Origin of the sequence: Acinetobacter sp. YH12205, assembly GCF_013418125.1 — a bacterium.
GTDB lineage: Bacteria > Pseudomonadota > Gammaproteobacteria > Pseudomonadales > Moraxellaceae > Acinetobacter > Acinetobacter towneri.
In genome coordinates this window covers 96,976-122,364 of the sequence record NZ_VPCQ01000008.1, presented here as the reverse complement: position 1 = coordinate 122,364, position 25,389 = coordinate 96,976, and the positions used below count along the sequence as shown (strand labels likewise).

At 42.3% G+C, this 25,389-nt stretch carries 18 protein-coding genes and 1 CRISPR repeat array; of the genes, 2 read left to right on the top strand and 16 right to left on the bottom strand.

Annotated elements, in window-relative coordinates; genetic code table 11:
• Nucleotides 1–143 precede the first annotated feature (143 nt).
• A CRISPR array of direct repeats spans nt 144–1,671; the repeat unit is 28 nt; unit sequence GTTTGCCATCGCCCAGATGGTTTAGAAG.
• 31 nt (nt 1,672–1,702) lie between these two features.
• From FTU92_RS11620 to acs, 5 genes are all read right to left on the bottom strand, one after another.
• A complete protein-coding gene (locus FTU92_RS11620) occupies nt 1,703–2,899 on the bottom strand; it encodes a Wadjet anti-phage system protein JetD domain-containing protein (protein ID WP_004974289.1) in 1,197 nt (398 codons plus the stop codon).
• Nucleotides 2,892–6,269 carry an ATP-binding protein gene (locus tag FTU92_RS11615; RefSeq protein WP_180096286.1) on the bottom strand — a complete coding sequence of 1,126 codons (3,378 nt, stop codon included), beginning with the start codon at nt 6,267–6,269 and terminating at the stop codon, nt 2,892–2,894. Before FTU92_RS11615 ends, FTU92_RS11620 begins: the two co-directional genes overlap by 8 nt.
• Complete coding sequence (locus tag FTU92_RS11610) at nt 6,257–7,090, bottom strand: DUF4194 domain-containing protein (protein ID WP_070155920.1); 834 nt, start codon at nt 7,088–7,090, stop codon at nt 6,257–6,259. Before FTU92_RS11610 ends, FTU92_RS11615 begins: the two co-directional genes overlap by 13 nt.
• Before the next feature lie 10 nt (nt 7,091–7,100).
• Complete coding sequence (locus FTU92_RS11605; protein ID WP_070155917.1) at nt 7,101–8,561, bottom strand: DUF3375 domain-containing protein; 1,461 nt, start codon at nt 8,559–8,561, stop codon at nt 7,101–7,103.
• A 192-nt stretch (nt 8,562–8,753) separates the two neighbouring features.
• Nucleotides 8,754–10,697, bottom strand: a complete 1,944-nt coding sequence (gene acs, locus FTU92_RS11600) for an acetate--CoA ligase (protein ID WP_131261198.1) — start codon at nt 10,695–10,697, stop codon at nt 8,754–8,756.
• Between the two features lie 468 nt (nt 10,698–11,165).
• Here acs and FTU92_RS11595 point away from each other — a divergent pair, with 468 nt between their 5' ends.
• Nucleotides 11,166–12,152, top strand: coding sequence for a mechanosensitive ion channel family protein (locus tag FTU92_RS11595; protein WP_131261199.1), 987 nt, complete (start codon nt 11,166–11,168; stop codon nt 12,150–12,152).
• Here the strand turns inward: FTU92_RS11595 and FTU92_RS11590 are convergent.
• The 5 genes from FTU92_RS11590 to prfB form a co-directional block, all read right to left on the bottom strand.
• Nucleotides 12,126–12,839, bottom strand: a complete 714-nt coding sequence (locus FTU92_RS11590) for a 16S rRNA (uracil(1498)-N(3))-methyltransferase (protein WP_154320190.1) — start codon at nt 12,837–12,839, stop codon at nt 12,126–12,128. The two genes, FTU92_RS11595 and FTU92_RS11590, sit on opposite strands and share 27 nt — an antisense overlap.
• Before the next feature lie 2 nt (nt 12,840–12,841).
• Nucleotides 12,842–14,122: a 3-deoxy-D-manno-octulosonic acid transferase gene (locus FTU92_RS11585; protein WP_179990252.1), complete on the bottom strand. Its 1,281-nt coding sequence runs from the start codon at nt 14,120–14,122 to the stop codon at nt 12,842–12,844.
• 84 nt (nt 14,123–14,206) lie between these two features.
• Nucleotides 14,207–15,286, bottom strand: coding sequence for an alkene reductase (locus FTU92_RS11580; RefSeq protein ID WP_131261202.1), 1,080 nt, complete (start codon nt 15,284–15,286; stop codon nt 14,207–14,209).
• A gap of 20 nt (nt 15,287–15,306) precedes the next feature.
• Nucleotides 15,307–15,606 (bottom strand): helix-turn-helix transcriptional regulator, encoded by a 300-nt coding sequence (locus FTU92_RS11575; protein WP_019837093.1) that lies wholly within the window; start codon nt 15,604–15,606, stop codon nt 15,307–15,309.
• A 157-nt stretch (nt 15,607–15,763) separates the two neighbouring features.
• Nucleotides 15,764–16,859 (bottom strand): peptide chain release factor 2 gene (gene prfB, locus FTU92_RS11570; protein WP_096901669.1). Its coding sequence is split into 2 segments (ribosomal slippage): nt 15,764–16,786 and nt 16,788–16,859, totalling 1,095 coding nucleotides; the frame shifts between segments, so codons are not numbered across the junction.
• 572 nt (nt 16,860–17,431) lie between these two features.
• Here prfB and FTU92_RS11565 point away from each other — a divergent pair.
• Nucleotides 17,432–18,220: a putative porin gene (locus FTU92_RS11565; protein ID WP_180096284.1), complete on the top strand. Its 789-nt coding sequence runs from the start codon at nt 17,432–17,434 to the stop codon at nt 18,218–18,220.
• Between the two features lie 58 nt (nt 18,221–18,278).
• Here FTU92_RS11565 and recJ read toward each other — a convergent pair whose 3' ends face one another.
• The 6 genes from recJ to FTU92_RS11535 all read right to left on the bottom strand — a co-directional run bounded on the left by recJ (nt 18,279) and on the right by FTU92_RS11535 (nt 25,205).
• The gene (recJ, locus tag FTU92_RS11560) at nt 18,279–19,982 is read right to left on the bottom strand and encodes a single-stranded-DNA-specific exonuclease RecJ (protein ID WP_131261205.1); all 1,704 of its coding nucleotides are present in this window, start codon (nt 19,980–19,982) and stop codon (nt 18,279–18,281) included.
• Nucleotides 19,983–19,995: 13 nt separating this feature from the next.
• Nucleotides 19,996–20,652, bottom strand: coding sequence for a pyridoxamine 5'-phosphate oxidase (gene pdxH, locus FTU92_RS11555; protein WP_179988749.1), 657 nt, complete (start codon nt 20,650–20,652; stop codon nt 19,996–19,998).
• Nucleotides 20,653–20,666: 14 nt separating this feature from the next.
• A complete protein-coding gene (gene glmM, locus FTU92_RS11550; protein ID WP_179988750.1) occupies nt 20,667–21,998 on the bottom strand; it encodes a phosphoglucosamine mutase in 1,332 nt (443 codons plus the stop codon).
• 142 nt (nt 21,999–22,140) lie between these two features.
• On the bottom strand, nt 22,141–23,607 hold the full coding sequence (gene guaB / locus FTU92_RS11545) for an IMP dehydrogenase (protein WP_004974257.1): 1,467 nt from the start codon (nt 23,605–23,607) through the stop codon (nt 22,141–22,143).
• Between the two features lie 329 nt (nt 23,608–23,936).
• On the bottom strand, nt 23,937–24,302 hold the full coding sequence (locus tag FTU92_RS11540) for a YkgJ family cysteine cluster protein (protein WP_004974255.1): 366 nt from the start codon (nt 24,300–24,302) through the stop codon (nt 23,937–23,939).
• 105 nt (nt 24,303–24,407) lie between these two features.
• Nucleotides 24,408–25,205, bottom strand: a complete 798-nt coding sequence (locus tag FTU92_RS11535; protein WP_004974253.1) for an MBL fold metallo-hydrolase — start codon at nt 25,203–25,205, stop codon at nt 24,408–24,410.
• Between the last annotated feature and the right edge of the window lie 184 nt (nt 25,206–25,389).

Here is a 25,389-nt window from a genome sequence, read left to right as displayed (position 1 = left end):
TGTACACAGTGCACTGGGTTATGTATCGCCTTTTGAGTTTGAAGCAATGTACTATGATAAGATTAACCCGTTAGGTCAGGTGGCCTAACTTAAATAAAAAAGTCTCCGACAAACCTGGTACGGTTCAAATAACCAATCCTCATGTTTGCCATCGCCCAGATGGTTTAGAAGTACTTCATGTCGTTAGCGCCCGTGATTACGCCGTTTGCCATCGCCCAGATGGTTTAGAAGTTGCCATTAATTAAAACATTTTTTGTTGCATCGTTTGCCATCGCCCAGATGGTTTAGAAGTTTGACCGCCACAATGGTGGCACCTTCAGGCTGTTTGCCATCGCCCAGATGGTTTAGAAGATGATATTCTCTCCCAAGGTAATTAACATCACGTTTGCCATCGCCCAAATGGTTTAGAAGACACGCGAATATAACGGCAAAACATACCTTGAGTTTGCCATCGCCCAGATGGTTTAGAAGTGTTTGTGAACAATTGGCGTTTAGCCTTATAGGTTTGCCATCGCCCAGATGGTTTAGAAGCTGATGATTGGCGTACAACTCCTGATAATTCAGTTTGCCATCGCCCAGATGGTTTAGAAGTTTTTATATCGCTCTCGAAAACCCTGAAGAATGTTTGCCATCGCCCAGATGGTTTAGAAGAATACACGCCATCTACATGTGGAGTACCCAAAGTTTGCCATCGCCCAGATGGTTTAGAAGTAGTTCAGAATCAGAGACAGGGATATAAGAAGGTTTGCCATCGCCCAGGTGGTTTAGAAGTGCGGCGTTGGCATGAGCGTATATTTGATTTCGTTTGCCATCGCCCAGATGGTTTAGAAGAAGACAAGCATATCCCACACCGCCTGCAATGAGTTTGCCATCGCCCAGATGGTTTAGAAGTACTGGGTCAACCTACCGCGTGGATTCAGGATGTTTGCCATCGCCCAGATGGTTTAGAAGAATATGGCGTTGTTTGAATCTGATTTGAAAAGGTTTGCCATCGCCCAGATGGTTTAGAAGGCATTTCCTGCATTCGGCTTGAATGAATATATGTTTGCCATCGCCCAGATGGTTTAGAAGAAACATGCCGAATGAAGTCAGGAAATATGCCTGTTTGCCATCGCCCAGATGGTTTAGAAGCGTCGATCTAACTGCACCTGGTCAAGCTTCGGGTTTGCCATCGCCCAGATGGTTTAGAAGAAGAATGTCATTGCTTCCAAAAGGCTCTCTAAGTTTGCCATCGCCCAGATGGTTTAGAAGTCCTGTCCCAGTGATGGGTCGAGATTGGCCACGTTTGCCATCGCCCAGATGGTTTAGAAGTTCATCGTTATCATTGATCTTGTGATACGTTTGTTTGCCATCGCCTAGATGGTTTAGAAGAACGTCTATAGAAATAATTAGTCAGTAATTGCGTTTGCCATCGCCTAGATGGTTTAGAAGTAAAATTTCTGCTAACTCATCCTGTGTTTTTAGTTTGCCATCGCCTAGATGGTTTAGAAGATTGAAGAATCAGACCATTTGGTAATTTTTGAGTTTGCCATCGCCTAGATGGTTTAGAAGATTTTCATGCAGTTTCTAAAGCGCTCAATATAGTTTGCCATCGCCTAGATGGTTTAGAAGTTTTGGTGGCTTTCCAGCTGCAAATCTAATTTGTTTGCCATCGCCTAGATGGTTTAAACATTACACCCCTTATTATCAATCAAATTAATTTTCAAAGTAACTCTAAATAACGATGCACCCAATCAACCGAAATGCGCTCTTGCTCTAAACGCCTATTTTTAAATGTCTGTGCACGCAAATCATGAAATAATTTTAACTCGTCAGCAGTGAGATATTGTGGCTCACTAAAAATAGAGTCTGGTTCATCCACCATATGATTTTGGAACTGTAACACTGTGGCTTCATCCATCATTAAAGCAATCACGTGTGGAATTTTTTGCCGAACCATACTTAAAATATTTAAACCTTCAGAGTCGATATCTCCCCAATAAAAAACCTGTTTATACTGTAACCACTTGGCCTTCATCCATGTAATATTTTTACCCCCACCACAAACCACAATACTATTTTCCAAGTAAGGGCACGCTAAACCTGACTGAATATTTTCAACTACAATTATTCGTTCCGCAGGTAACTCAAATTGATCTAGCACCTCTGTGGACAATTGAAAAACGGGGAGTCCTCCCAATTTTTCCTGCACATTTGGGCAGACGGGTTTGATCGTCAACCAACCTTTGGGGCTATCTAAGCAATCTAGCCATGCCAACAACCCTCCAGCCAGTACGATCTCATCATCATAAAGTACATTGCAAATTGCCTCCGTCAGCAATAAGTTCTGCTCAAGAAACTTCGTGTTTACAGCGCTTAATGGCAAGGCCCTTAAATAAAGCCCTGCCCCCATATTCGGTTTCAGCTGTTCAATCAGCTGAATCAACCATTGCCATTCTTGTTGGCTATAGCGTTCTATCTGCTCTAAATGATGAATTAAAGTTTGAAATAAACGGTGCTGATGACGATCATGCACAAAAGACTGCTTCAAAAAGCTGGATATTTTATCCAACCAGTTTTCAAGTTGTTGCTCTGTTCCTAAAAGCTCAGTAAGCTGCTGTAAAGAAAAAATTCGTAACTTTACTGGAACACGTTGTTCTGAAAGTTGTCGATACTGCCGTTCTTGCCATTCAACCAGTTCAGGATAAGCAAAATCTGTCCACGCTTTAAAAAAAGCATGAAAATGACCCAAATTATCTCTAGCTTGTTGGTCTGTGGGCACTTTCAGTGAAATTTCGATTGGAAAAGGACGTTGATTTAACAACCGCTGCTTTAAATTTCGACGATTTTCCCATTCTTTTTTATGCAAAATACCCAAAACGGTATTTGGAAGTAATCCCCACTTCTCAATTTTAGGCATCTAACTGCACCCCAAACTGTTGTGCCTCTCTATGCAGTTGCTGTTGTTTTTGCGCCATTTTTTCATCAATTTCCTGCCAAGTAATTTCACATAAATGACTTTCATGTTTCTCAATATCACGCTCGGCAATTAATAAAGAACGTGCTGACTCACGCGCTAAATTCAAGTTTTTATAAGGTGTGATTAAATTGACATGAATTTTCAACGCCTTAAATACTTTGAGTACTCGACGACTAACCGCTTCAGCTGTGTTTGAAAAAGCTTCATCTAAAAACACTGTACTGTAGATTGGATAATCATAGCCGTCTGGTGTTAATACATAAGCCAAACTCGCTGCCACAATGGTTCCAGCAAATGATTCTTTTTCTCCGCCAGATTTACCACTCGATGACTCCAAAACATCTCGTATTTCTTCTGTAGCCAAATCGACTTCTTCTGCATAGAAAGACATTTGATGACGAGGATCAAGTAAACGCTGGCTTTCAAAAGTATGCGCTGTAACCGAGTTACTCGCTTTTTCTAAAATAGAAATTAATTCAGCTAACTTTTTAAAACGTTGTTCATATTCAATACTATTAATACTAGATACGACCCATTTTAGTTTTTGCTCAAAATCTATGACGTGTGGATACTTTTCCTTTTTGTATCCTAGTCTTAGATAGCTGCCAGACTTAAATTCTGTACGCCGTAAAACCTGATTAATTATGGCAATACGGTCAGTAATTTCTTCTCTATCTGCCTCAAGGCGATTCTGAATCACACTTAAAGACTGCATGGTATGTTTTTGCAGACGCTGTTCAAACTGTTCAACTAAGGCAGGCAAACCTTCCTTTTCTAGTTCATGAAAATAGGCAACGCAATCATCCAATGCGGCCAAACCAACTGCCCATTCACGTTGTAATGCAATATGTGACCATTTATCCTTGCCACGAAACTGACCAATAATGTACGTTGCGCTATTTTTTGCTGAGGTATTTTGGTTGCTGGTATGTTCAATTAAACGCTCTAGCTCTTTTTCCACAGCAGTAAGATAAGCATCCTCCAACCGAGGTGTTTCTCCTATACGCTGTAGCAACAGTTCTCTGGCTTGTTCTGGGACACCTTGGTTTGCTGCCTTTTGCGCTTGTTGTTGTTGTTTTTCTGCATCACTGAGTTTCTGTTTGAGTTTCCCCCAAGTGTGTTGTAACTGTCCTTTCTGTTCCTGTAGTTGTTTTAATTCCTCTTTTGCAAGCTCCCAACGTTGTCGAGCTTGTTCAATATTGGTATCTGCCCGCTGTAAATGTTGCAAGTCATTGCTGGTCTGTTGCTGGCGCTCTGTCCAATAAGGAATATTTATCATATCCCATTGGTAACGTAACATTCGCTCCCACAAACTCTTATGCTGTGTTACCTGATCTAACACCTTACGCGATTGTGCAACACTCAAGGCATACTGTTCCAACTGTACCTCAAGTTGTTTCGCTTCATGCTTTAATAAATTTAAACGTGAAGTATTGGAAAATCCCAAACACCAAATTTTTCGATCATCAATCCGCTGTTGATCTTTTTTCTCAAAACGACCTTGCTCACGATGAATTAAGCCCTGTTGTGTCATAGAAAAAGGCGTTGTATTCATGATTGTTGTATCTGCCACACATTGCAGATCAAAGCGAAGCAGATGTTGTTTTAACCAATCACGATATGGATGCTCTCGCCAAACCAATTTCCGCAGAAAACCATTTTCTTTAAAATACACACTTTCTGTAGCATCAAGATGGATCACCTGTAAACGCACATGGGTTTTATTATGACGCGCATTCACCCATTGAGTGACCATCGAATAACGATCTTTCGGCACCAATAACGTTGTTTTTAAACCACCTAATGCTCGTTCAATTGCGCCTTGCCAGCTTTTTTCAGCCTCTTTTACATCAATGAGCTCACCAATAAACATTAATTCATGTTCATCAAAATCTAAGTGCTGTCTAAGCTCATCTCTTAAACGCAATAAATGTACATCATGAATATTACTATTAGGTCTGGTTTCTATTTCCTGAATATCGCTTTGAGTTTCTTTCAGTTGCTGTTGCGTTTGTGCGTATTTGCTACTGACTTGAGCAAACTCATCTTGTCGTTGGGTTTTCTCTTGCCCAATATTTAGAAGCTGCTCATGGGCTATTTTTTGGTTATCAATTAAATTTTGCTCGGTTAAATCATCTTGCAATTGTAATTGCTGAGCATCTTCCTGATAGCGCGATGCCTCTATGGTTAATTGATTTAACTGACGCTGTATCAGTTCTAGCTCTTTTTGTAAGTTTTCAATCCGATTACCGCCTACTTGTAAATAGTCTTCATGGCAGCGCTCTTGTCGTTTTTCCGCATCATGTTCTTGTTGTTCTAATTGCTTAAACTGCGTATGTAATCGCTGTATCTCTTGCTCCAGCTGATGTATTTTTTCAGTCCAAAACTGAACATACAATTCACCTAAATATGCAGGAAAAGCTTGTTTTTCGAGCTGTAGATTATTCAGTTGCAGAGTTAACGCTGTTATTTGAACAGCTAACTCAGGTAATTTCTTTAAATGTAGGACTTGTTCACGCGCATCTACCAAATGCTTATAGTTTGCCTCTAAGTCAGCAAACTCATTTACTGCAGTCTGTGCCAAAGCACGAACCTGGCTTGGTTCTAAAACCAACTCGCGAATTAATTTAGTCAAATCATCAATTTTCTTTAAGCCTAAAGCACGTGATAACAACGCAGGTGCATTTTTATTATCCATAAATAAATATTTACGATACATCTCCTGATAGTCTTCAAATTTGCTATCAAAATAATGCACGCGTGCATCTGTTTTAGGATTAAAATGTTGTTTTAGCTGGCGAGTATTACCGTCTGCAAATTTTTCTAACACTTCAGTCAGTTGCACATTACGACTTGCAATCATATATAAACGATTCACTTCACTCAGCGAATGTTGACCTTGTCCAACCCAAAACAATCCAATTAAAGTAATCATCGAACCGTCATCAGCGGTATATAGCGCTCTTAATGCTGTTGTCACTGCTTTTTCACGCTTATTTTTTACTCGCGTTCCAGCCCCATCATGTTCTGAACCAAAACTACCACGCATATAAGAGAGTAATGTACGGTCTGAGCGATCGCCCTGCGCAGCTGCTACGTTAAAACTAGCTTTACTTGCAGGTTGTAACAATGCCATTAAACCATCAATAAAGGTAGATTTACCTGCACCATTATCTCCCGTAATAAGTGTCCCTTCAGGATCAATACGTGCGGTATGCAAGTTATGGAAGGAGCCCCAGTTAAATACTGAAATTTCTGACAAGCGAATTTGGCCTTGTGCAAATAAAGTTGAGAGGGTCATTTCTTGCATGATGATTCTCCATATTCTTGTTCGGATTGCTGCAACTTGGCCTTTGCTGCTAATTGTTGATATTCAGATAATAAACTTTGTAAAAACTCGGCATTCACGACATAGCGGATAATTGGCGTAATTTCATAACGCCCTTCTTCACCACGCAGTCCCGTTAATACTTTTTTCTCAATAAATTTTTCTAATGCTGCATTTAGCTTTTTACGATCTTTGCTGTCATGATTCGTTAAAGGAATAAATGGAATTAAACTGCTCTGGATTCGCTCAACATCAATAATAATTTTTTGCTCACCCGCAGTTTCCCGCTCCTGATAATACTTCCGCAAAATAAGTAAAATTAAGGTGTCATATACAGTCAAAGTTCGTTTTCGTATCAGTACAGGAAAATCATCTAAAGGCTGGTTCTCATCTTCCTGTTCATCCTCAATACTTTCGAGATTGATGATATAAGCCACCCCTTGCTTGGCATCCAAAACCAACTGGATATAAACCTCTGCCAAATGTCTACGAATTTCCGCTTCATATCGGCACAATAAATCAAAAAGTTTTAAGTTTTCTGCTGCAAGAATAACCCCTTGACGCATGAGATAGACCAATACGCGTCGGGCTGCATGTGGCATAAGCGCATCTGTATCACGATCCTGAGCATGCTCCATCTCTGTTTGATTATCTGCATGTTGTTCCTCTGCCCCAGTTGTAGGAAACGAATCTTCTACAGGCTGATTAGCTTGGATTTCTATATTTTTCTCTGAATTTGAAGATGGTCTGCGTACCATTTCAAAGAAGTTGTCATGCTGTTGTATCTTATTTTCTGATTGCATCTCGATCTCCTTAAAGTGCCAGCTCATCTATATTTTTGGGAAATAAATCTGCACTCAAGTAATACACTGGAATACTGGCCTGCAAATGCACACCTGAACGATCCTTAAGTTCAACTTGCTCGGTATGCTGCATTTGTGGTGCTTTAATGGCTTTTGCTATACGCAAATAAGCAACAAGTTCTTCAAGCCCCGCTTGTAAAGGATGTTCATGTGTTAAGTGGGCAATACTCATCACCCCTTTCTGTGCGAGCGTTTGATATACTTTTTCAGCAACAGCACGAACCCGTACATTGTCTAAGTACTTCAGCATCTGATCACTAGGTTCAGTCTTGTTTTGTTGCTCTTCGACCTCACGTGTATCCATATGTTCTGTGGGACTTTTTAAAGCAAGACTTTCAGGCGAATTCAGCTGGATGGAACCCACGGCTAAATCCACTTGTACTTCTGTTTTTAAATCACACTCCGATTCCAACAATGCCACTGCATTTTTTTCTAATTCCGACAACAACTGATCAATCAAACGGTTTTCCAATGCTGCACCACTTTCAATATAAGCTCTCAAACCTTCTTCTGTACGACGTCGGACTTGGAAAACTCGGCTACTTTCGCGTCCTAACTCACGCATTAACTGACCTAAATATTTACGTTGAGATTCGCTTAATTGTTGTGCAATAGGATGATTCAAAATACTGCGTAACTGCTCTCTAAACTCAGTAGAACGATCTTGATCCTGAAGTAATTGACAAAACCCATCAAAAGCACTGCCTGCATCACTTTGGGCAAGCAACTGCTCTTTTTCCATTAAGCTCAGCAATACTTCTCCACGTGAATAAGCACCACTAATCATATCTAGACGCAACTCTTTATCTCGTAGACGAATCTCATCTTCGACCCGTCTAAAATCGCCTGTAAGAATGGAAGCAAGTTGATAAATTTCTCGTATTCTTTCTTTTTGTTCTGATTCTTCTAATTGTGTAACAACACCCGCCAACAAAGCATCTATTTCATTTTGAATCACTAATTTTTTTTGTTCGAGCAACTCCACTCGTTCTTCAATATTTTCACTCAATGCGACCACAAAATCACGAACCGCATCCTGCACAATTCTTAAATGTGATGCTGTGGTATGGGTTGCTCGCTCATCCAAGCCCTGACAAAAACGTAATACGGTTTCGCTAATATCCGTTTTACTCAGCTTGCCATCTATTTCTCTGAGCCAGCCTGAATGAATCCAATGATTTAAATAATGCGCTGCATTATTTTCTGTCTGCCAAATACCCTGCTCACGACTAGATTTAATCAACTCATCCAAGACATTTCTTGCACGGCCATAAGGGACTTCATTTTGTTCTGCAAATAAGTCAACAATGAACGCTAAAATATGTGGTGCGTTATCTGCTCTTAATAATTTCCAAATTGAGTTTTCATGATATAAACGCCGATACTTGGCCTGTAACCCTAGAATATTCATGCCATTCCACATCATCTGTATGATGGTTATTTATTCTACAGTTATTTTTTAATCACCCAAGCAAATTACCAAGCAAGACGACACGAGTTGTCGCATAAAGTAAGATAATATAAACAATCACCTTACTTCATCGAAAAAAATAAAAAACAAACCTTATCTAACTTCTTTGTGTACAGTGACAGCAACCTTAACCTACCTCTCCCCATACACCGTTGCAATCAAATGCTCCACCACTTGCGGCTCAGCCAAAGTAGATGTATCTCCTAAACTATCCAATTCATTCGCTGCAATTTTCCGCAAAATACGGCGCATAATTTTACCTGAACGGGTTTTGGGTAAAGCAGGTGCCCAATGCAGCGCATCAGGCGTTGCCACAGGTCCCAAAATTTTGCGAACCCAATTGACTAATTCTTCACGCAACTCCTCTGACTCAGGTGTACCAACTTGCAAGGTTACAAAGGTGCAAATCCCCTGTCCTTTAATCTCATGGGGCATACCCACCACTGCCGCTTCAGCCACAGCTTCATGTGCCACCAAGGCACTTTCAATTTCTGCGGTACCTAAACGGTGCCCCGAAATATTCAAGACATCATCCACACGCCCTGTAATCCAGTAATAGCCATCTTCATCACGGCGTGCACCATCTCCTGTAAAATACGCACCCGGATAGGTCGAAAAATACGCTTCAATAAAACGTGCAGGGTCGCCCCAAATACCGCGCATTTGCCCTGGCCATGAATCTTTCATAATTAAATTGCCTTCGGTCGCGCCTTCCAGTTCATTACCTTCGGCATCGACAATTGCGGGTTGTACCCCAAATAAAGGGCGCGTCGCCGAACCGGGTTTCAGTGGCGTTGCACCTGGCAATGCTGAAATTAATATGCCCCCTGTTTCGGTTTGCCACCATGTATCTACAATTGGGCAACGTCCTTCACCTACCACGTTGTAATACCAGTTCCATGCTTCAGGATTAATCGGCTCACCGACTGAACCGAGTAAACGCAAACTGCTACGGTCACTCTCACGTACAAAACGATCTCCCTCTCGCATCATGGCGCGAATGGCAGTCGGCGCGGTATATAGAATGGTGATGTTGTGTTTATCGACAATATGCCCTGTGCGCGCCCAACTTGGATAGTTCGGCACCCCTTCAAACATCACGGTTGATGTACCATTCGACAATGGCCCGTATAAGACATAAGAATGCCCTGTAATCCAGCCTACATCTGCGGTACACCAAAACACATCATCTTGTTTCAGATCAAAGACTTCTCGAAACGTGCTGTTCACATAGGTCAAATAACCGCCTGTGGTATGCAAAACGCCTTTGGGTTTTCCTGTCGAACCCGAAGTATATAAAATGAATAATGGGTCTTCGGCATTCATCGGCTCGGGTGGGCAGATGTCATTGACCGACATAATTTCCATGTGATACCACACGTCGCGTTCAGGTAACATCTCAATCGGATTTCCTGTACGGTGCACCACAATCACATTTTGCACACAGTCGGTACCTGCTACTTTTAGAGCAGCATCAACATTGGCTTTTAAATAAATTGGCTTGCCACCACGCATGGCCGAGTCTGCAGTGACAATTAACTTGGCCTGACAGTCTTCAATTCGGCTAGCCAAAGCATCGGGAGAAAAACCACCAAAAACCACACAATGCACTGCACCAATCCGCGCGCAGGCTAGCATGGCAATCGCAGCTTCGGAAACCATTGGCATGTACAGCACCACCCGATCACCTTTTTGCACCCCGTTCTTTTTCAGCACGTTGGCAAAACGACAGGTTTCATCATGCAAAGAAGCAAAAGAAACCACTTTATGCCGAGATGGATGATCTCCTTCCCAAATAATTGCAGGTTTATGCGGATGTTCTTTTAAATGACGGTCTAAGCAATTGGCACTGACATTCAGTTGCCCATCGGCAAACCATTCAATTTTAAAATGCTCGGGGTCAAAGTTGGTATTTTTGACTTGGGTAAAAGGTTTAATCCAATCTAAGCGTTGGGCCTGCTCTGCCCAATAAGTATCAGGGTCATCTATAGATTGTTGATAGCGTTGAAAATATTCTGCCTCAGTGGTGCGGGCAGTCTTTTTAAATTCATCTGGAACAGGATATACGTCTTTCATCTGCTACTTCCTTGATGTTCTTGCATCTCATCACGAGATGTATGCCACGTTATTGATTATTATTTCTGCATATTCACAGTATGAACTTTCTTTTTTATGGCTCACCATTCGGCTTTAGTCGCATAAATTTTATACAAACAATAGCATGCCAAAGCGTTGATCGAATGCCATATTCTTGCATTCATACTTTCAGGTTTACATTCCACTGTACTGCGCATTGCATTATTTTTAAAGAAAATATCGTCTAATAACCGTGAGTATTAACATTTTTTTACGCAGCCAATCATTCATACCTGCGACCCTGTCTTACAGATAAAACCACATACAACTCGCAGTTTAAATGCTACAAAATAGTACGCTCATCACTTCTATCCAAGTTGTCTAAAATACTGGCAAGTAAGCATTGCTCATTAACCAAATTGAGTTTTTCAGGCAAAATAGTCGCTTCATTTTGAATTCGGAATTATCGTGGCAGAATCCAAACCCTCACTCAGTGAAGTTTCTGAAAACACCAGTCAGCTGTTGCAGGAAGCCACTGAAAAAACCACGCAAACCGTGATCAATCATACGGCCAAGTACAATGACGCCTACTCCACCATCGACAAAATTATGGAAGGATTTTGGGAACGTGTGCCGTATTTGATGATTGCAGCCGTGGTGCTGATTCTGTTTTGGCTGCTTGCCCGACTGTTTAAATGGTTTATTCGCAAGACCCTGAACAATCGTTCCTATACCCGACAAAATTTGGTTTTGGTGCTGAATCGGGTCGGTAGCTCTGCAATTATTTTCTTTGGTTTTCTAATTGCGATGGTGATTGCAATTCCAGGTTTTACCCCAAGCCAACTGATGAGTGCTTTAGGTCTAGGCTCCGTGGCAATTGGTTTTGCTTTTAAAGATATTTTCCAGAATTTATTATCGGGTGTGCTCATTTTGATTGGAGAACCATTTAAAATTGGTGATGACATTATCGTAAATAATATGGAAGGTACGGTAGAAGATATTCAGATTCGTGCCACCTTCCTGCGCTCTCCCGATGGGCGTCGAATCGTGATTCCAAATGCTACGGTGTATACCAGTGCCGTAACGGTCAATACGGCTTATACCCGTCGTCGTTGCGAGTTTGTGGTCGGTATTGGTTATGAAGATGACGTACAAAAAGCCAAAGATATTATTTTGGCCATTTTAGACCGTGACATAAAAATCTTGAGCCAACCTGCATTTAGCGTCAATGTCACTGCCTTGGCCGATTTTTCGATTAATTTAAATGTGCGTTGGTGGGTAAATACGACGGAAACCACCACTTCAGCATCCATCAGTGAAGTGCAGGAACGGGTGATTGCCGCGTTTGCCGAACATCACATTTCGATTCCTTATCCTGTGCAGGAAGTGAAAGTTTATCGTGGTGATGCAGCAGTCAATGAAGATGATTCAGCCCGCACTAAACAAACGCCCTAAAACATAAGCAATCACAGTTTCAGTACGAATAATACGGTTGCCCAAGTGCCGCGCTTGGCAGCCGTTTTTTTCGAGCAAATCAATTTCGTAGGGAATAAATCCACCTTCTGGGCCAATCACAATACTGCATGGATGTTGGATGGCATGTGGCATAGCTTGATCGGTATAAGGATGCGCCACATAAGCAGAACAATCGGCAGAAATCAAACCGGGCAAAACATCTTCCACAAAGGGTTTAAAGCGTTTATAAAGTTGGATCTCAGGTGCAATGGTATCGCCTGCTTGCTCCAAACCCAACGTCACATATTGATCCAACTGCTGTAAAAAAGGCGTTTGCCAATAGCTTTTATCGACTCGATAGCTGTGCAGTAAAATAATTTTTTCCACACCTAGCGTCACGCTATCCATAATTAAACGACGTAATACTTTAGGGCGTGGTAAAGCCACAATCAGGGTCACAGGCAGTTTTTTCGGTACAGCTTCTTCATACAGGGCTTTGACTTGAATCCGCTGCTCACTAACGTCCACCACTTCGGTCAAATAACGCTTGCCACCGCGAATCCCGACTTTCAAGGTGTCACCGACTTGTACACCGACATGCGTGTGTAAATGCTGCACTTGGCGCTGGGCGCTAATAGACCACACTTCATTTGTGGTCTGCCGAGGGTCAAGCAAAACGATATTCATATTTAAAGATACTGATTAATCACGTGAATATGCTCAGTCAAAGAGCCACGATTTTTATACATAATCACTTGAGCATTTTGATTCAGCTGAGCACGCAACGCAGGTTCAAACAACAATTGCGTTAACGTATTTACAGCTTGTTCAGCATCTTCGACCACATACACGGCTTCTGCTGCAACAAACTCATCCACAATACTTTGAAAGTTAAAATAATTTTTGCCCAATACCGTGGCGACATTTAAGGCCAAAGGCTCTAAAATATTATGCCCACCGCCAGGTTCATTCAGCGAACCACCAACATAACAGGCCTGACTTAAGGCGTACCACAACCACATTTCACCCATGCTATCGGCTAAATACACTTGTGTTTCGGGTTGAATCGCTTCAGCCAAACTACGGCGCTGCATATTGAGTTGCAGTTTTTTCACCTGCACAGCCACTTCATCAAAACGCTCTGGATGGCGCGGCACAACAATACATAACAGTTCAGGATGCTGTGCGAAATAAGGTTTCAAAGCAGTCAATAATTGCTGTTCTTCAGGCGCATGGGTACTGGCAAGGGTGATAATTTTGCGATGTGCCAATTGCCATGTCTGTTGCAACTGCGCGGCTTGCTCTACAAAATCTTCTGGCGCAGTAATATCAAATTTAATATTACCCACCACGTTTGTACGCTCGGCAGGCATCCCCAATGCGATAAAACGCTGCTGTGTGGCAGAGTCTTGCGCCAAAAGTTGCTGCAAATTTTGCAACATGCCGCGAGTTAATCCTTTAACTTTGGCATAACCTTTGGCCGATTTTTCCGAAAGCCGCGCATTAATCAACAAACACGGGACTTGAAAATGCTGCGCCTGATCAATCAAATTAGGCCACAATTCTGTTTCGACCAGTGCCAATAATTTAGGCTGATATTTCTGATAAAACTCACGAATTAAATGCACCTGATCGGCAGGTAAATACACGGCTTGAAATAAATCTAAATACGGTGCTTTTAAAAATAATGATTTGGCGCGTGCCTGCCCCGTTTTGGTGGTATTGGTGACTAAAACGGGATGTCCCACTTTTAAATAATGTTCAATTAAAGGTTGTGCGGCATTAGTTTCCCCCACCGACACCACATGAAACCAAATGGCATGTAAATTTTTAGCAGGCTGAAATGGGCCAAAACGCTCAAGCAGTTCTTGTTGTAATTGCTCAGGATATTCGGCACGTTTACGAATACGTGACTGATAAATCGGTTTTAACAGCGCCAAGGCTGCGTTATACCAAAATGGAGTAGCCAAAAGATGCGCCCCAAAGAAAGATTATCGGCAAAATATAACAGAGCCACACGCGCATGTTAATTGCATGTGGCGCTATACTGGCTTTTATTCTACAGCGTGTTGTGTTTCCGCCAAAGTTGGATAATCGATATAGCCTTCTGCAACGGCTGTACCAATCATGTTTTCCAGCTTGAGTTCGTTTAAAGGTACATCTGCCAATAAACGCTCATACAAGTCTGGATTGGCAATATACGCCTTACCAAATGACACCGCATCGGCCTTGCCCGAAGCCAATAATTCCACGGCATCAGCACGACTTAAACGCATGTTCGCGATATATGGCACACCGCCTGAACGTACTTTCATTTCTTGGGAAATGCTGTCTTCGGCTAAATATTCGCGGGTAAAGAAAAAGGCGATTTTACGCTGCCCCAATTGCTGCATGACATAGCCAAAGGTTTCACGTGGATCATCATCTCCCATGTCGTGCTCATCGCCACGTGGTGCTAAATGCACACCGACTCGACCTGCGCCCCAGACTTCAATTAAGGCGTCCATCACTTCTAACAAGAAACGCGCACGATTTTCAACCGAACCACCGTATTCATCGTCACGTTGGTTGGTTTTGCTTTGCAGGAATTGATCAATCAAATAACCATTGGCTGCATGCAACTCTACCCCATCAAATCCTGCTTCTTTGGCACGGATGGCGGCTTGTTTATATTGCTCGGTAATGGTGTGGATTTCTGCAATTTCTAAGGCACGTGGCAACACATATTCACGTTTAGGACGCAACAAACTGACATAACCCGCTTGTTGTACCGCACTTGCCGATACTGGTGTTGCGCCATTGAGTAAATTTGGATGTGAAACACGACCTACATGCCACAGTTGCGCCACAATCAAACCACCTTTGGCATGCACGGCATCGGTAACGAGTTTCCAACCCTGCACTTGAGCATCGGTAAACAATCCTGGGGTATTTAAATAACCATTGGCTTCTTCAGAAATTACCGTTGCTTCTGAAAGAATCAAACCTGCACTGGCACGCTGTGCATAATATTCTGCCATCATTGGCGTTGGAACACGGTCATCGCTGGCGCGGCTACGGGTTAAAGGTGCCATCACCACACGGTTTTTTAGATGCAGATCACCCAAAACTAAAGGAGAGTCTAATTCAGCCATTTTTGCCTCTAATCTCACAGTTAAAGTGAGTGTTTTAAATATTCGACATATTGCTGAATGAGTGCTTCATTACGAGAAAAATACGACCATTGTCCATATTTTTCTGCACGAATAAGACCTGCCTGTTGCAGTACCGATAAATGATTTGACATGGTCGATTGCGACACGTTGCCCAAACGCTCAATGTGTCCTGCACATACGCCACGCTTAAAGTCGCCACACTCATCTACCGACAAAAATTGTTCTGGTGCTTTTAACCATTCTAAAATTTGCCGACGGGTAGGATTGGCTAAGGCTTTAAAGATTAAATCGACATCCATCATTCAGACACATATTCGTAAATATAAGCCCAATTCAGCAGCTGCTTTTAATATATCGTATTTTTTCGATATTAATATCGTTTTTTTACGATTTATATAATTTTTTAAGCAACTTCACTGAATTGGGCAGGCTCATTAGGATCTTACAGACCGTAACTTATAGACCCTGCTTTAAACTGGCTTCAATAAACTTGTCTAAATCACCATCTAAAACCGCACCTGTATTTGAAGTTTCCACGCCTGTACGCAAGTCTTTAATACGTGAATCATCCAATACATAAGAGCGAATTTGGCTGCCCCAACCAATATCAGACTTCGAGTCTTCTAAAGCTTGAGCCGCCTCATTACGTTTACTCATTTCCAGTTCATACAACTTAGCACGTAACTGTTTCCACGCATGGTCACGGTTGGCGTGTTGCGAACGCTGGTTCTGACATGCCACCACAATACCTGTAGGTGCGTGGGTTAAACGTACCGCAGAGTCAGTTTTGTTAATGTGCTGACCACCCGCACCTGAAGCACGGTAAGTATCGGTACGAACATCGGCAGGGTTAATATCAATTTCAATGTTGTCATCAACTTCTGGCGAAACAAACACCGCAGAGAATGACGTATGACGACGGTTACCTGAGTCAAATGGCGATTTACGCACTAAACGATGCACGCCCGATTCGGTACGCAACCAACCATACGCATATTCACCTTCAACGCGAATAGTCGCAGATTTAATCCCTGCTACATCACCATCCGACTCTTCCATCAATTCTGCTTTAAAGCCGTGACGTTCAATCCAACGCATATACATACGCAACAGCATCGATGCCCAGTCTTGTGCTTCTGTACCACCCGAACCTGCCTGAATTTCGACATAGCATGGGTTTGGATCCATTGGATTGCTGAACATACGGCGGAATTCTAATTTCGCCAGTTCTTCTTCTGCAGAAGTCAATTCAGACTGCACATCCACCAATAAATCTTCATCATCGGCTTCAACGGCTAAATCCAGCATGGCTTGGGCATCTTCTAACTGGGTCGCCAAACCTTCTAGAACATGAATCACGTTTTCAAGCTCGCCCTTTTCTTTGGCCATGGCTTGCGCACGACTTTGATCATTCCAGATTGCAGGATCTTCTAACTCGCGGAGAACCTCTTCTAAACGCTCTTTTTTCAGATCGTAGTCAAAGATACCCCCGTAGTGTTTGACTACGTTCGTTCAAGTCTTTTAATTGGTTTAGATAAGGATTAATTTCCACGTAAATTCTCTCAATTAACAATGAAGCTTATTAACTGATAATTGTAGCACAGACATGTTCTGGCATTTCTATCCTGCTGTAAATTCCAGCATAACTTTTCAGCTTTTATAAGTTGAATGCTAAATGTGGTTAAAAATAAAGATCGCTTTAAACTTTTAAAGTGAAAGCCTGATGATATCCAACCTAAAATAGCATGCACGATTAACACGGATATTTATCTTAATGGCCGATCTATCGCCCTGATTTTTTGCCTGACACATTCAGCTGAAAACATGCTTAAAAAGTGGTGTATGGTAATTGCTTCAACCCGCCAAAATAAAACAAAGATGAAACAAGTTTGATGATTTAATGATCAACTTTAGTAAAATTCACAAAATACACATAGTTTTAATAAAACAAAACATTTAATTATTTCATTTTTATTTCAATCACTTAAACTCAAAATATTACACAAATTTACGCTTGTAACAAAGCGGCAACTTTCCTGTGATTGACGCTGATTTTTTTTCGCCTAGACTGAAAGTTGTAACAAAAAGTTTAACTGTTAACCACATTTCGGAGGGGTACTTTCCATGAAAAAATTAGCAATCGCATCAGCCCTACTTTCAGCTTTGGCTATCACTGGTACTGCGAACGCATACCAAGCTGAAATTGGTGCATCAGCAGCTTATGTCGATCCAGACAATGGTAGCTCAGGCAACGCTTTTGGTGTAGATGGTACTTATTACTTTAACCCTGTACAAACCCGTAATGCGCCTTTGGCTGAAGCGGCTTATCTTGATCGTGCAAGCAATATTGGTGCATATGCAACTTTTGCAGACCGTGATAATATCGACAGCAATACTTACGGTGCTAATGTAGAAGTATTTGTACCTAATTCTGATTTTTATTTATCGGGTGGTGTGAGCCAAAATGAGCGCGAATATGTAAACCCACTTGGTCAAAAATATGATTGGGATACAACTTATTATCAAGCAGAAGTCGGTTATTTACCAGCACCAGGCTTACTAATTGCCGCAGGTCTTAAAGGCTATGATGATGACAACGACGATGGCGTAGACCCGACTTTACGTGCCAAATATGTAACTACACTTTCGAATGGTAAAGACATCAACCTTGAAGCAGGTGCTGCTTTTGGTGATCTCGATGAATACAATCTGGCAGCAGACTACTTCATTGATAAAACTCTAAGTGTAGGTGTGGATTATTACGACAATGATCTTCATGATACTAATGAATTTGGTATTAATGCACGTAAATTCTTTACCCCACAGGTTAGCCTAGAAGGCCGTGTAGGTTTTGGTGAAGATAGAGGTGTTGACTACAACAGCTTTGGCTTAGCGGCAAAATATCGCTTCTAATCCCTCACATTAAAAGCAAAAAAATCCGCTCAAATTTGAGCGGATTTTTTTATTTGGATTACTGCTCCAAATGCACAATCTGCAACTGCAAACTCACATTGCCATTAAACACATTGCGCTCTAACTCATAAACCAAACGCACATCATCCCGCATCGGGTTAAATTCAAATTTATCTTTAGCACCAAACGCAATCGCATCAACCACTTGTCCATTGTCCAATGCCAAACGCAATTTTAAATGAGCGTCCTTCAACCATCTAAAATCAACCACTTTAAACCGTCCCTCAAACACAGGCTGCGGAAACTTTTGTCCCCACGGCGCCAAATGCTGTAATAAATCTACCGTGTGTAAATCAAAAGCTTCTTGCGGCAATTCACCATCTGTCCATAGCACAGCATGAAATAAATCCGCATCCATTTGCGCAATGATCTGTTCAAAGACCTGTTTAAATTCTGCAAAGTGCACCTTTTTTATGGTCAAACCTGCCGCAGCCGCATGTCCACCAAAATGACTCACCAAATGTGGATATTGCTCTGCAACCAATTCAATGGTGTCACGTATGTGAATCCCCTCAATTGAACGGGCAGAGCCTTTAATATGCTCACCATCTTCATCGGCAGCAAATACAATCGCAGGGCGATGAAACTGTTCCTTTAAGCGTCCTGCAACAATTCCAATTACACCTTGGTGCCAATGTTCTTCAAACATGATCAAGGCATGCGGTAAATCGCTTTGATCTAACTGCAGCTTTTCCAACTCTGCCAGCGCATCCTGTTTAATTTGCCCTTCAACCTGACGGCGTTCCTGATTCAAAGCATTTAACTGACGCGCCAAAGCATAAGCACTTTGCATATCCGCTGCCAGTAAACACTCGATTCCAATGTCCATGGTTTCCATGCGCCCTGCAGCATTGATACGTGGCCCCAAGACAAAACCCAAATCCTGCGCTTTGAGCTGTGCGGGTTCACGTCCTGCCAAATCCAGCAATGCGCTAATCCCAGGACGACATAAATTCTGCTGTATCCGTTTCAAGCCTGCATCCACCAAAATACGGTTGTTATAATCCAGACTAGCGACATCGGCATAGGTGCCCAAAGCCACCAAATCTAAATATTGCGTTAAATTTGCAGCAGATTTACCCTGTTTTTTACGCTGACTGGATAAGTTGGCCAACACATAAAATGCCACGCCCACACCTGCCAAGGCTTTACTTGGGAAATCACAACCCAATTGATTCGGATTCACCACAGCCTCTGCATTTGGAGTGGCTTTTGTGGTGAGGTGGTGATCGGTAATGATGACCTGCATCCCCAAAGCTTGCGCACGCTCCACACCTTCATGACTGGAAATTCCGTTATCTACCGTAATTAATAAATCAGGTGCATAACGCTCAAAAGCCAAATCGGCAATGGCGGGGGTTAAGCCATAACCATATTTAAAACGGTCAGGTACTAAATACTGCACGTGTGCGCCCATTTCGCGCAATGCCAAAATCATAAGTGTGGTACTGGTCGCGCCATCGGCATCGTAATCGCCCACAATTACAATTTTTTTCTGCTGATCAATCGCCTGATCCATCAGCTGAATTGCTTCTGGTAGACCTTTCATGCTTGGAGCAAGCAAGTGCTTCAGTTTAAGTTCCAGCTCCTGCTCAGACGCAACGCCACGGCGCGCTAAAATTTGGGCAACAAATGTAGAGACGCCCTGAAAGTTTTCAGGGCGTGTAAGTAAAGGTCTTTGCTTTATTAGAATTTTTGACATAATTTCCAGTCATTTAAGGCATCAAGCGTTGTAGTTTCCAGTCACCTTCAATTTTTTCATAAGCTAAGCGGTCATGCAAACGGTTCGGACGGCCTTGCCAAAATTCGTAATAATCAGACTGCAAGCGGTAGCCACCCCAAAATACGGGTTTTTGCAATTCAGATTGATCACCCACTTGGGCATGCAAGTCTTGGAAACGCGCCTGTAGTTCTTCACGACTGGCAATCACACCACTTTGCGGAGTGCTAATATGCGCAGCGATCTGATTATCACGCGGGCGTTTGTGATAATACGCAGTCGATTCTTGCTCATCAATTTTTTCGACATAGCCACTGACACGAATCTGACGTTCCAGTTCAGGCCAGTAAAATAACAATTCAGCATAAGGATTGGCCGCTAAATCCAACCCTTTTTGACTGTCATAATTGGTATAAAAGTCATAGCCTGCTTCGGTGGCTCCACGCAGCAACACAGTACGCACATGCGGACGACCTTGCGCATTGGCAGTCGCCAATGACATCGCATACGGTTCATGCAGCTTGGCTTCTAAGGCATGGTTAAACCAATTCAAAAACTGAATATGCGGATTGGCACTGACCTGTGCTTCTAGCAATTCACCTTTTTGGTAACTTAAACGCAGCTCACTTAAATCTTTAATTAAATCACTCACGATTTACCCCCCTTTTAGACGGCATGACGACGTACAGCATCTGCTAAATCTTTCGCCATTGCCTTCACTTCAGCCAAATCATCACCTTCCACCATGACACGAATCACAGGTTCAGTGCCCGATTTACGAATCAATAAGCGTCCACGACCTTTCAGCTGTTCCGTAGCACGGTCAAACTCTTCCACCAAGGCAGGAACGGTATACGGATCAAACATATTTGCTAAGCGCACGTTTTCCAGCACATTTGGCAACAGTTTAAAATCTGCCACCAATTCATGTAGGGCTTTATTTTGTTCGACCATCACCGTTAACACTTGCAAGGCAGCAATAATTGCATCACCTGTGGTGCTCTTGTCCAAAGTCAAAATATGCCCCGATGGCTCACCACCAATAACCCAGCCATTTTCTTCCAGACCTTGTAGCACGTAACGGTCACCGACATTGGCACGGAGTAATGGTACTTGGGCTTTTTCTAACGCCAATTCCAGCGCCATATTGCTCATTAACGTCCCAACAATACCTGCAGGTTTTTTCGAGCCTTGTGTGGCAAGAATATATAAAATGTGGTCACCATCAATTTGCTTGCCTTGACTATCCACCAAAATCACACGGTCTGCATCACCATCAAATGCAACACCCAAGTCCGCCTGATGCTCAAGCACTGCTTTTTGCAAACTTTCAGGATGGGTTGAGCCGCAATTTTCGTTGATGTTTAAACCATTTGGCTCATTGTGAATGGCAATCACTTTCCCACCTAATTCACGGAATACCGCAGGGCCAACATTGTAGGCAGCACCATTGGCGCAATCGACCACAATGGTGAGGTCATTTAAATCTAAATGATATGGAAAGGTCGATTTACAAAACTCGATGTAACGCCCATTGGCATCTTTAACACGAACGCTTTTACCCAAGTTGGCCGTATCATCAATTTTTAATTCTTGCTGCAATTCTTGGTTAATTTCTTCTTGCAAGGCATCTGGCAGCTTTTTCCCTTCGCCCGAGAAAAATTTAATCCCGTTATCAAAATACGGATTATGCGATGCTGAAATCACAATGCCTAAACTGGCATGCAAAGCGCGGGTTAAGTGCGCAATAGCGGGCGTCGGCAATGGGCCGAGCAAATGCACATAGACACCTGCGGCATTTAAACCCGCTTGTAATGCTGCTTCTAAAATATAGCCTGAAAGACGTGTATCTTTACCTAATACCACAATAGGTTTATTTTTTTTGGTGTGTTTTTTTAAAACTTTACCTGCTGCAAAACCTAGTTTTAATGCAAAATCAGGTGTAATTGGTAACTCTCCAAACTTCCCTCGAATGCCGTCTGTACCAAAATAACTCATATTGTTCTCACTTCTTAGGGGTGATCTTTATCATCACTTTTTTACTGCGAGTTACTTTACACCAAAAATGAAAAAGCCGTCACATTGATGACGGCTTTTATTTGAAAATGCTACTAAATATCAACCAACGCGATAGTTCATATTAACCAACGCGATAGTTCGGCGCTTCTTTAGTAATCGTCACATCATGCACGTGAGATTCCTGCATACCTGCTGCAGTAATTTTCACGAATTTAGCATTTTGGCGTAGATCTTCAATGGTTGAAGAACCTGTATAACCCATAGATGAACGTAAACCACCCATCATCTGATGCACGATGTTGCCCATTGGGCCTTTGTACGGTACACGACCTTCAATACCTTCTGGTACAAGTTTTTCTGCACCTGCTTTCGAGTCTTGGAAATAACGGTCTGCAGAACCTGTTGCACCCGCCATTGCACCCAATGAACCCATACCACGGTATGCTTTGTAGTAACGACCTTGGAAGAATTCAACTTCGCCCGGTGCTTCTTCAGTACCAGCAAGCAATGAACCCACCATAATGGTACTTGCACCTGCACCAATCGCTTTGGCCATATCACCAGAGAAGCGAATACCACCATCGGCAATTAATGGAATCTGTTCTTTCAATGCATTGGCAACAGCGTCAATTGCAGAGATTTGCGGCATACCAATACCTGCCACAATACGTGTGGTACAGATTGAACCTGGGCCAATCCCCACTTTCACTGCGTCTGCGCCTGCATCTAACAATGCCAAAGCAGCATCGCCAGTTGCAATGTTACCGCCAATTACTTGAACTTGTGGATAGTTAGCTTTTACCCAACGTACACGCTCAATTACGCCTGCAGAGTGACCGTGTGCAGTATCAACCACAATCGCATCGACACCTGCTTCAACCAATGCTTCTACACGGCTTGGTGTTTCTGCGCCTGTACCCACTGCAGCACCCACGCGTAAACGACCTAAGTCATCTTTACAGCTGTTTGGATACAATTCTGCTTTACGGAAATCAGTGACCGTAATTAAGCCTTTTAATTCCTGCTGGTCATTCACCACCAAGACTTTTTCAATACGATGCTGTTGCAATAAAGCTTGAATGTTTTCTTTAGATTCGTCTTCGCGTACTGTCACTAAACGATCTTGACCTGTCATGATATTGCTGACAGGTTGTTCAAGGTTGGTTTCAAAACGTGTATCACGTCCTGTCACAATACCGACAACTTTGCCATCTTTTACTACAGGTACACCGCTAATATTATTGGCTTGAGTCAGCGCAATCAATTCACGTACTGTAGTTTCTGGCGTTACGGTAATCGGGTCTTTCACCATACCCGCTTCAAATTTTTTCACACGGCGCACTTCGGCTGCTTGCGCAACGATGTCCATGTTTTTATGCAAAATACCAATACCACCGTTTTGCGCCATCGCAATTGCCATACGAGATTCAGTCACCGTATCCATTGCTGCTGAAACCAAAGGAATATTCAGGTCAATGCCGCGCGTAAAACGTGTCTTTAAGGAGACATCTTTTGGGAGAACAGTAGAATAGGCAGGGAGTAATAAGACATCATCGAAGGTTAACGCTTCTTGAACGATGGTCAGCATAACAGTCTCACTGGTAATTTCCGTGAGCCATTATAAACAAATCTGGGCACAAATTTCATTTGTTCTCTAAGAAATATTTTTTATTCTGCCCTTCTGGGGGATGCAGCATGAAAAAATCGGTAATTTTCATCTAAAAATTGAGGTTTTCACTCCTAGTTTGCTTTTTAGCCACGCAAGTTTAAAACTTGCGAGGTTTCATTTTTCAGGCAGATAAAGCCGCTTCAATCTGAATCATGATTTGGCTATCTACCCAAAATTGAGCCACAAAAAAAGCAAAGCCGCAGCTTTGCTTTTCCAATCTGGATTGCGATCAACAACTTAAAGCACCATTAAACCACTTGATCGAAGTCATCATCATTCACAGAAATGGCTGGATCGACTTGCACAAATGGAATCATGTTATGCGCACGACGTGCTTTATTGCATTGATCATCGGCAATTTGCACTTCTTTACAAGAGCTGCTGCGTAATTCATAAATCCCGCAGCTCACTTGCTGTCCAACTTCACCTTCTAAAGCGACACAACGCGGCTGACTCTGATTGGTACCACACATGCATGAATAGACTGCTGTTACTGGTTCCGTGTAGTGCTCAGGCATATTCATGCCTTCAGCCCAATAAAATGAAACACGGAAATAAGCGCAACACGCGCCGCAGCTTAAGCAGGCATCGGCTGTAGGTACTTGAGACAACATTCGTTAAGTTCTCGTCATCAAAAAAATCGTTTTTGGGCGAAAATCTTAAAAAAAGTTGTTTTTGCACTCAAGTTTTTTTTACAGTTTTTTCAGCTTTTTTGTCGCTTATTCAGGGCAGCTAAAAACGTGTTCATCCATCAAATCGACGCCACATTCCAATGTTTCAATCCAGTCTAGGAATTGGTTCACCTGTTCTTTGCCCACAAATGGCGTACCGTGTTGCGGCACAATCATTTCAACGTCCATGGTGCGTACCATATTCACCCATAGGCGAATCACTTTATTGGAACACATATAGCGCTGATGGAAACCTTTCATCGCAGGAATATGCGCAGCAAAATCAGTCAATGGAATTGAAGCATCTTCCACCATTGACGCACCCATATCACCAGAAAATAAAATTTTGGCGATAGGATCATAAAACTGGAAATTACCAACAGAGTGTAAGAAATGCGCAGGCACAGCAATAATTTTAGACTCGCCCAAAGGAATTGCCTGACCTTCATCTGGCAGTTCCACCAAACGATCTAACCAGTTGCCTTTCATACGGTCGCTCATAAAAGATGAGCTTAAGTGCGGCAAGAAACGCGCCCACAATTTTGATGCTACGATTTTTGCTTCGGTATAGACCAACCAACGCGGCATTGAAGTGATGATGTCTGGGTCTTGGTGCGATGCCATGACATAGTCAAGATTGGTCAAACGGGTATATTTGTTTAATTCCATGGTCAGTGGTACATAGGTCAGGTCGCCACCTGGGTCTAGCACTGCGGCACGGTTATTATCAATGATCAGAAATTGGTTGGCCTGAACACCTTCACCTTTGACCAAACTGGTAAAACTAATACATTTATGTGTCCCATTATCAAATAAGACCTGCGATGTTGTACGGTCAAATGCCATAACCAATCCCCAATTTTTTCATTTTAAAAATAGATTTTCTATCATTGAATAACATATAGCTATTTATGGAAAGTTACAATAAATAAAATGGCTCAGATTATCTGAAATATCAGTGAATTGCAGTACCATTCACATAAATAAATCCCGAGCAGTTTGCTCAGGATTTATGCATTTTAATGAATAA

Bases quoted from the DNA above. Each gene is read 5' to 3' on its own strand.
- FTU92_RS11620 (WP_004974289.1), bottom strand. From the start codon at position 2,899: ATGCCTAAAATTGAGAAGTGGGGATTACTTCCAAATACCGTTTTGGGT.
- FTU92_RS11615 (WP_180096286.1), bottom strand. From the start codon at position 6,269: ATGCAAGAAATGACCCTCTCAACTTTATTTGCACAAGGCCAAATTCGC.
- FTU92_RS11610 (WP_070155920.1), bottom strand. From the start codon at position 7,090: ATGCAATCAGAAAATAAGATACAACAGCATGACAACTTCTTTGAAATG.
- FTU92_RS11605 (WP_070155917.1), bottom strand. From the start codon at position 8,561: ATGAATATTCTAGGGTTACAGGCCAAGTATCGGCGTTTATATCATGAA.
- acs (WP_131261198.1), bottom strand. From the start codon at position 10,697: ATGAAAGACGTATATCCTGTTCCAGATGAATTTAAAAAGACTGCCCGC.
- FTU92_RS11590 (WP_154320190.1), bottom strand. From the start codon at position 12,839: ATGAATATCGTTTTGCTTGACCCTCGGCAGACCACAAATGAAGTGTGG.
- FTU92_RS11580 (WP_131261202.1), bottom strand. From the start codon at position 15,286: ATGGCTGAATTAGACTCTCCTTTAGTTTTGGGTGATCTGCATCTAAAA.
- FTU92_RS11575 (WP_019837093.1), bottom strand. From the start codon at position 15,606: ATGGATGTCGATTTAATCTTTAAAGCCTTAGCCAATCCTACCCGTCGG.
- FTU92_RS11565 (WP_180096284.1), top strand. From the start codon at position 17,432: ATGAAAAAATTAGCAATCGCATCAGCCCTACTTTCAGCTTTGGCTATC.
- recJ (WP_131261205.1), bottom strand. From the start codon at position 19,982: ATGTCAAAAATTCTAATAAAGCAAAGACCTTTACTTACACGCCCTGAA.
- glmM (WP_179988750.1), bottom strand. From the start codon at position 21,998: ATGAGTTATTTTGGTACAGACGGCATTCGAGGGAAGTTTGGAGAGTTA.
- guaB (WP_004974257.1), bottom strand. From the start codon at position 23,607: ATGCTGACCATCGTTCAAGAAGCGTTAACCTTCGATGATGTCTTATTA.
- FTU92_RS11540 (WP_004974255.1), bottom strand. From the start codon at position 24,302: ATGTTGTCTCAAGTACCTACAGCCGATGCCTGCTTAAGCTGCGGCGCG.
- FTU92_RS11535 (WP_004974253.1), bottom strand. From the start codon at position 25,205: ATGGCATTTGACCGTACAACATCGCAGGTCTTATTTGATAATGGGACA.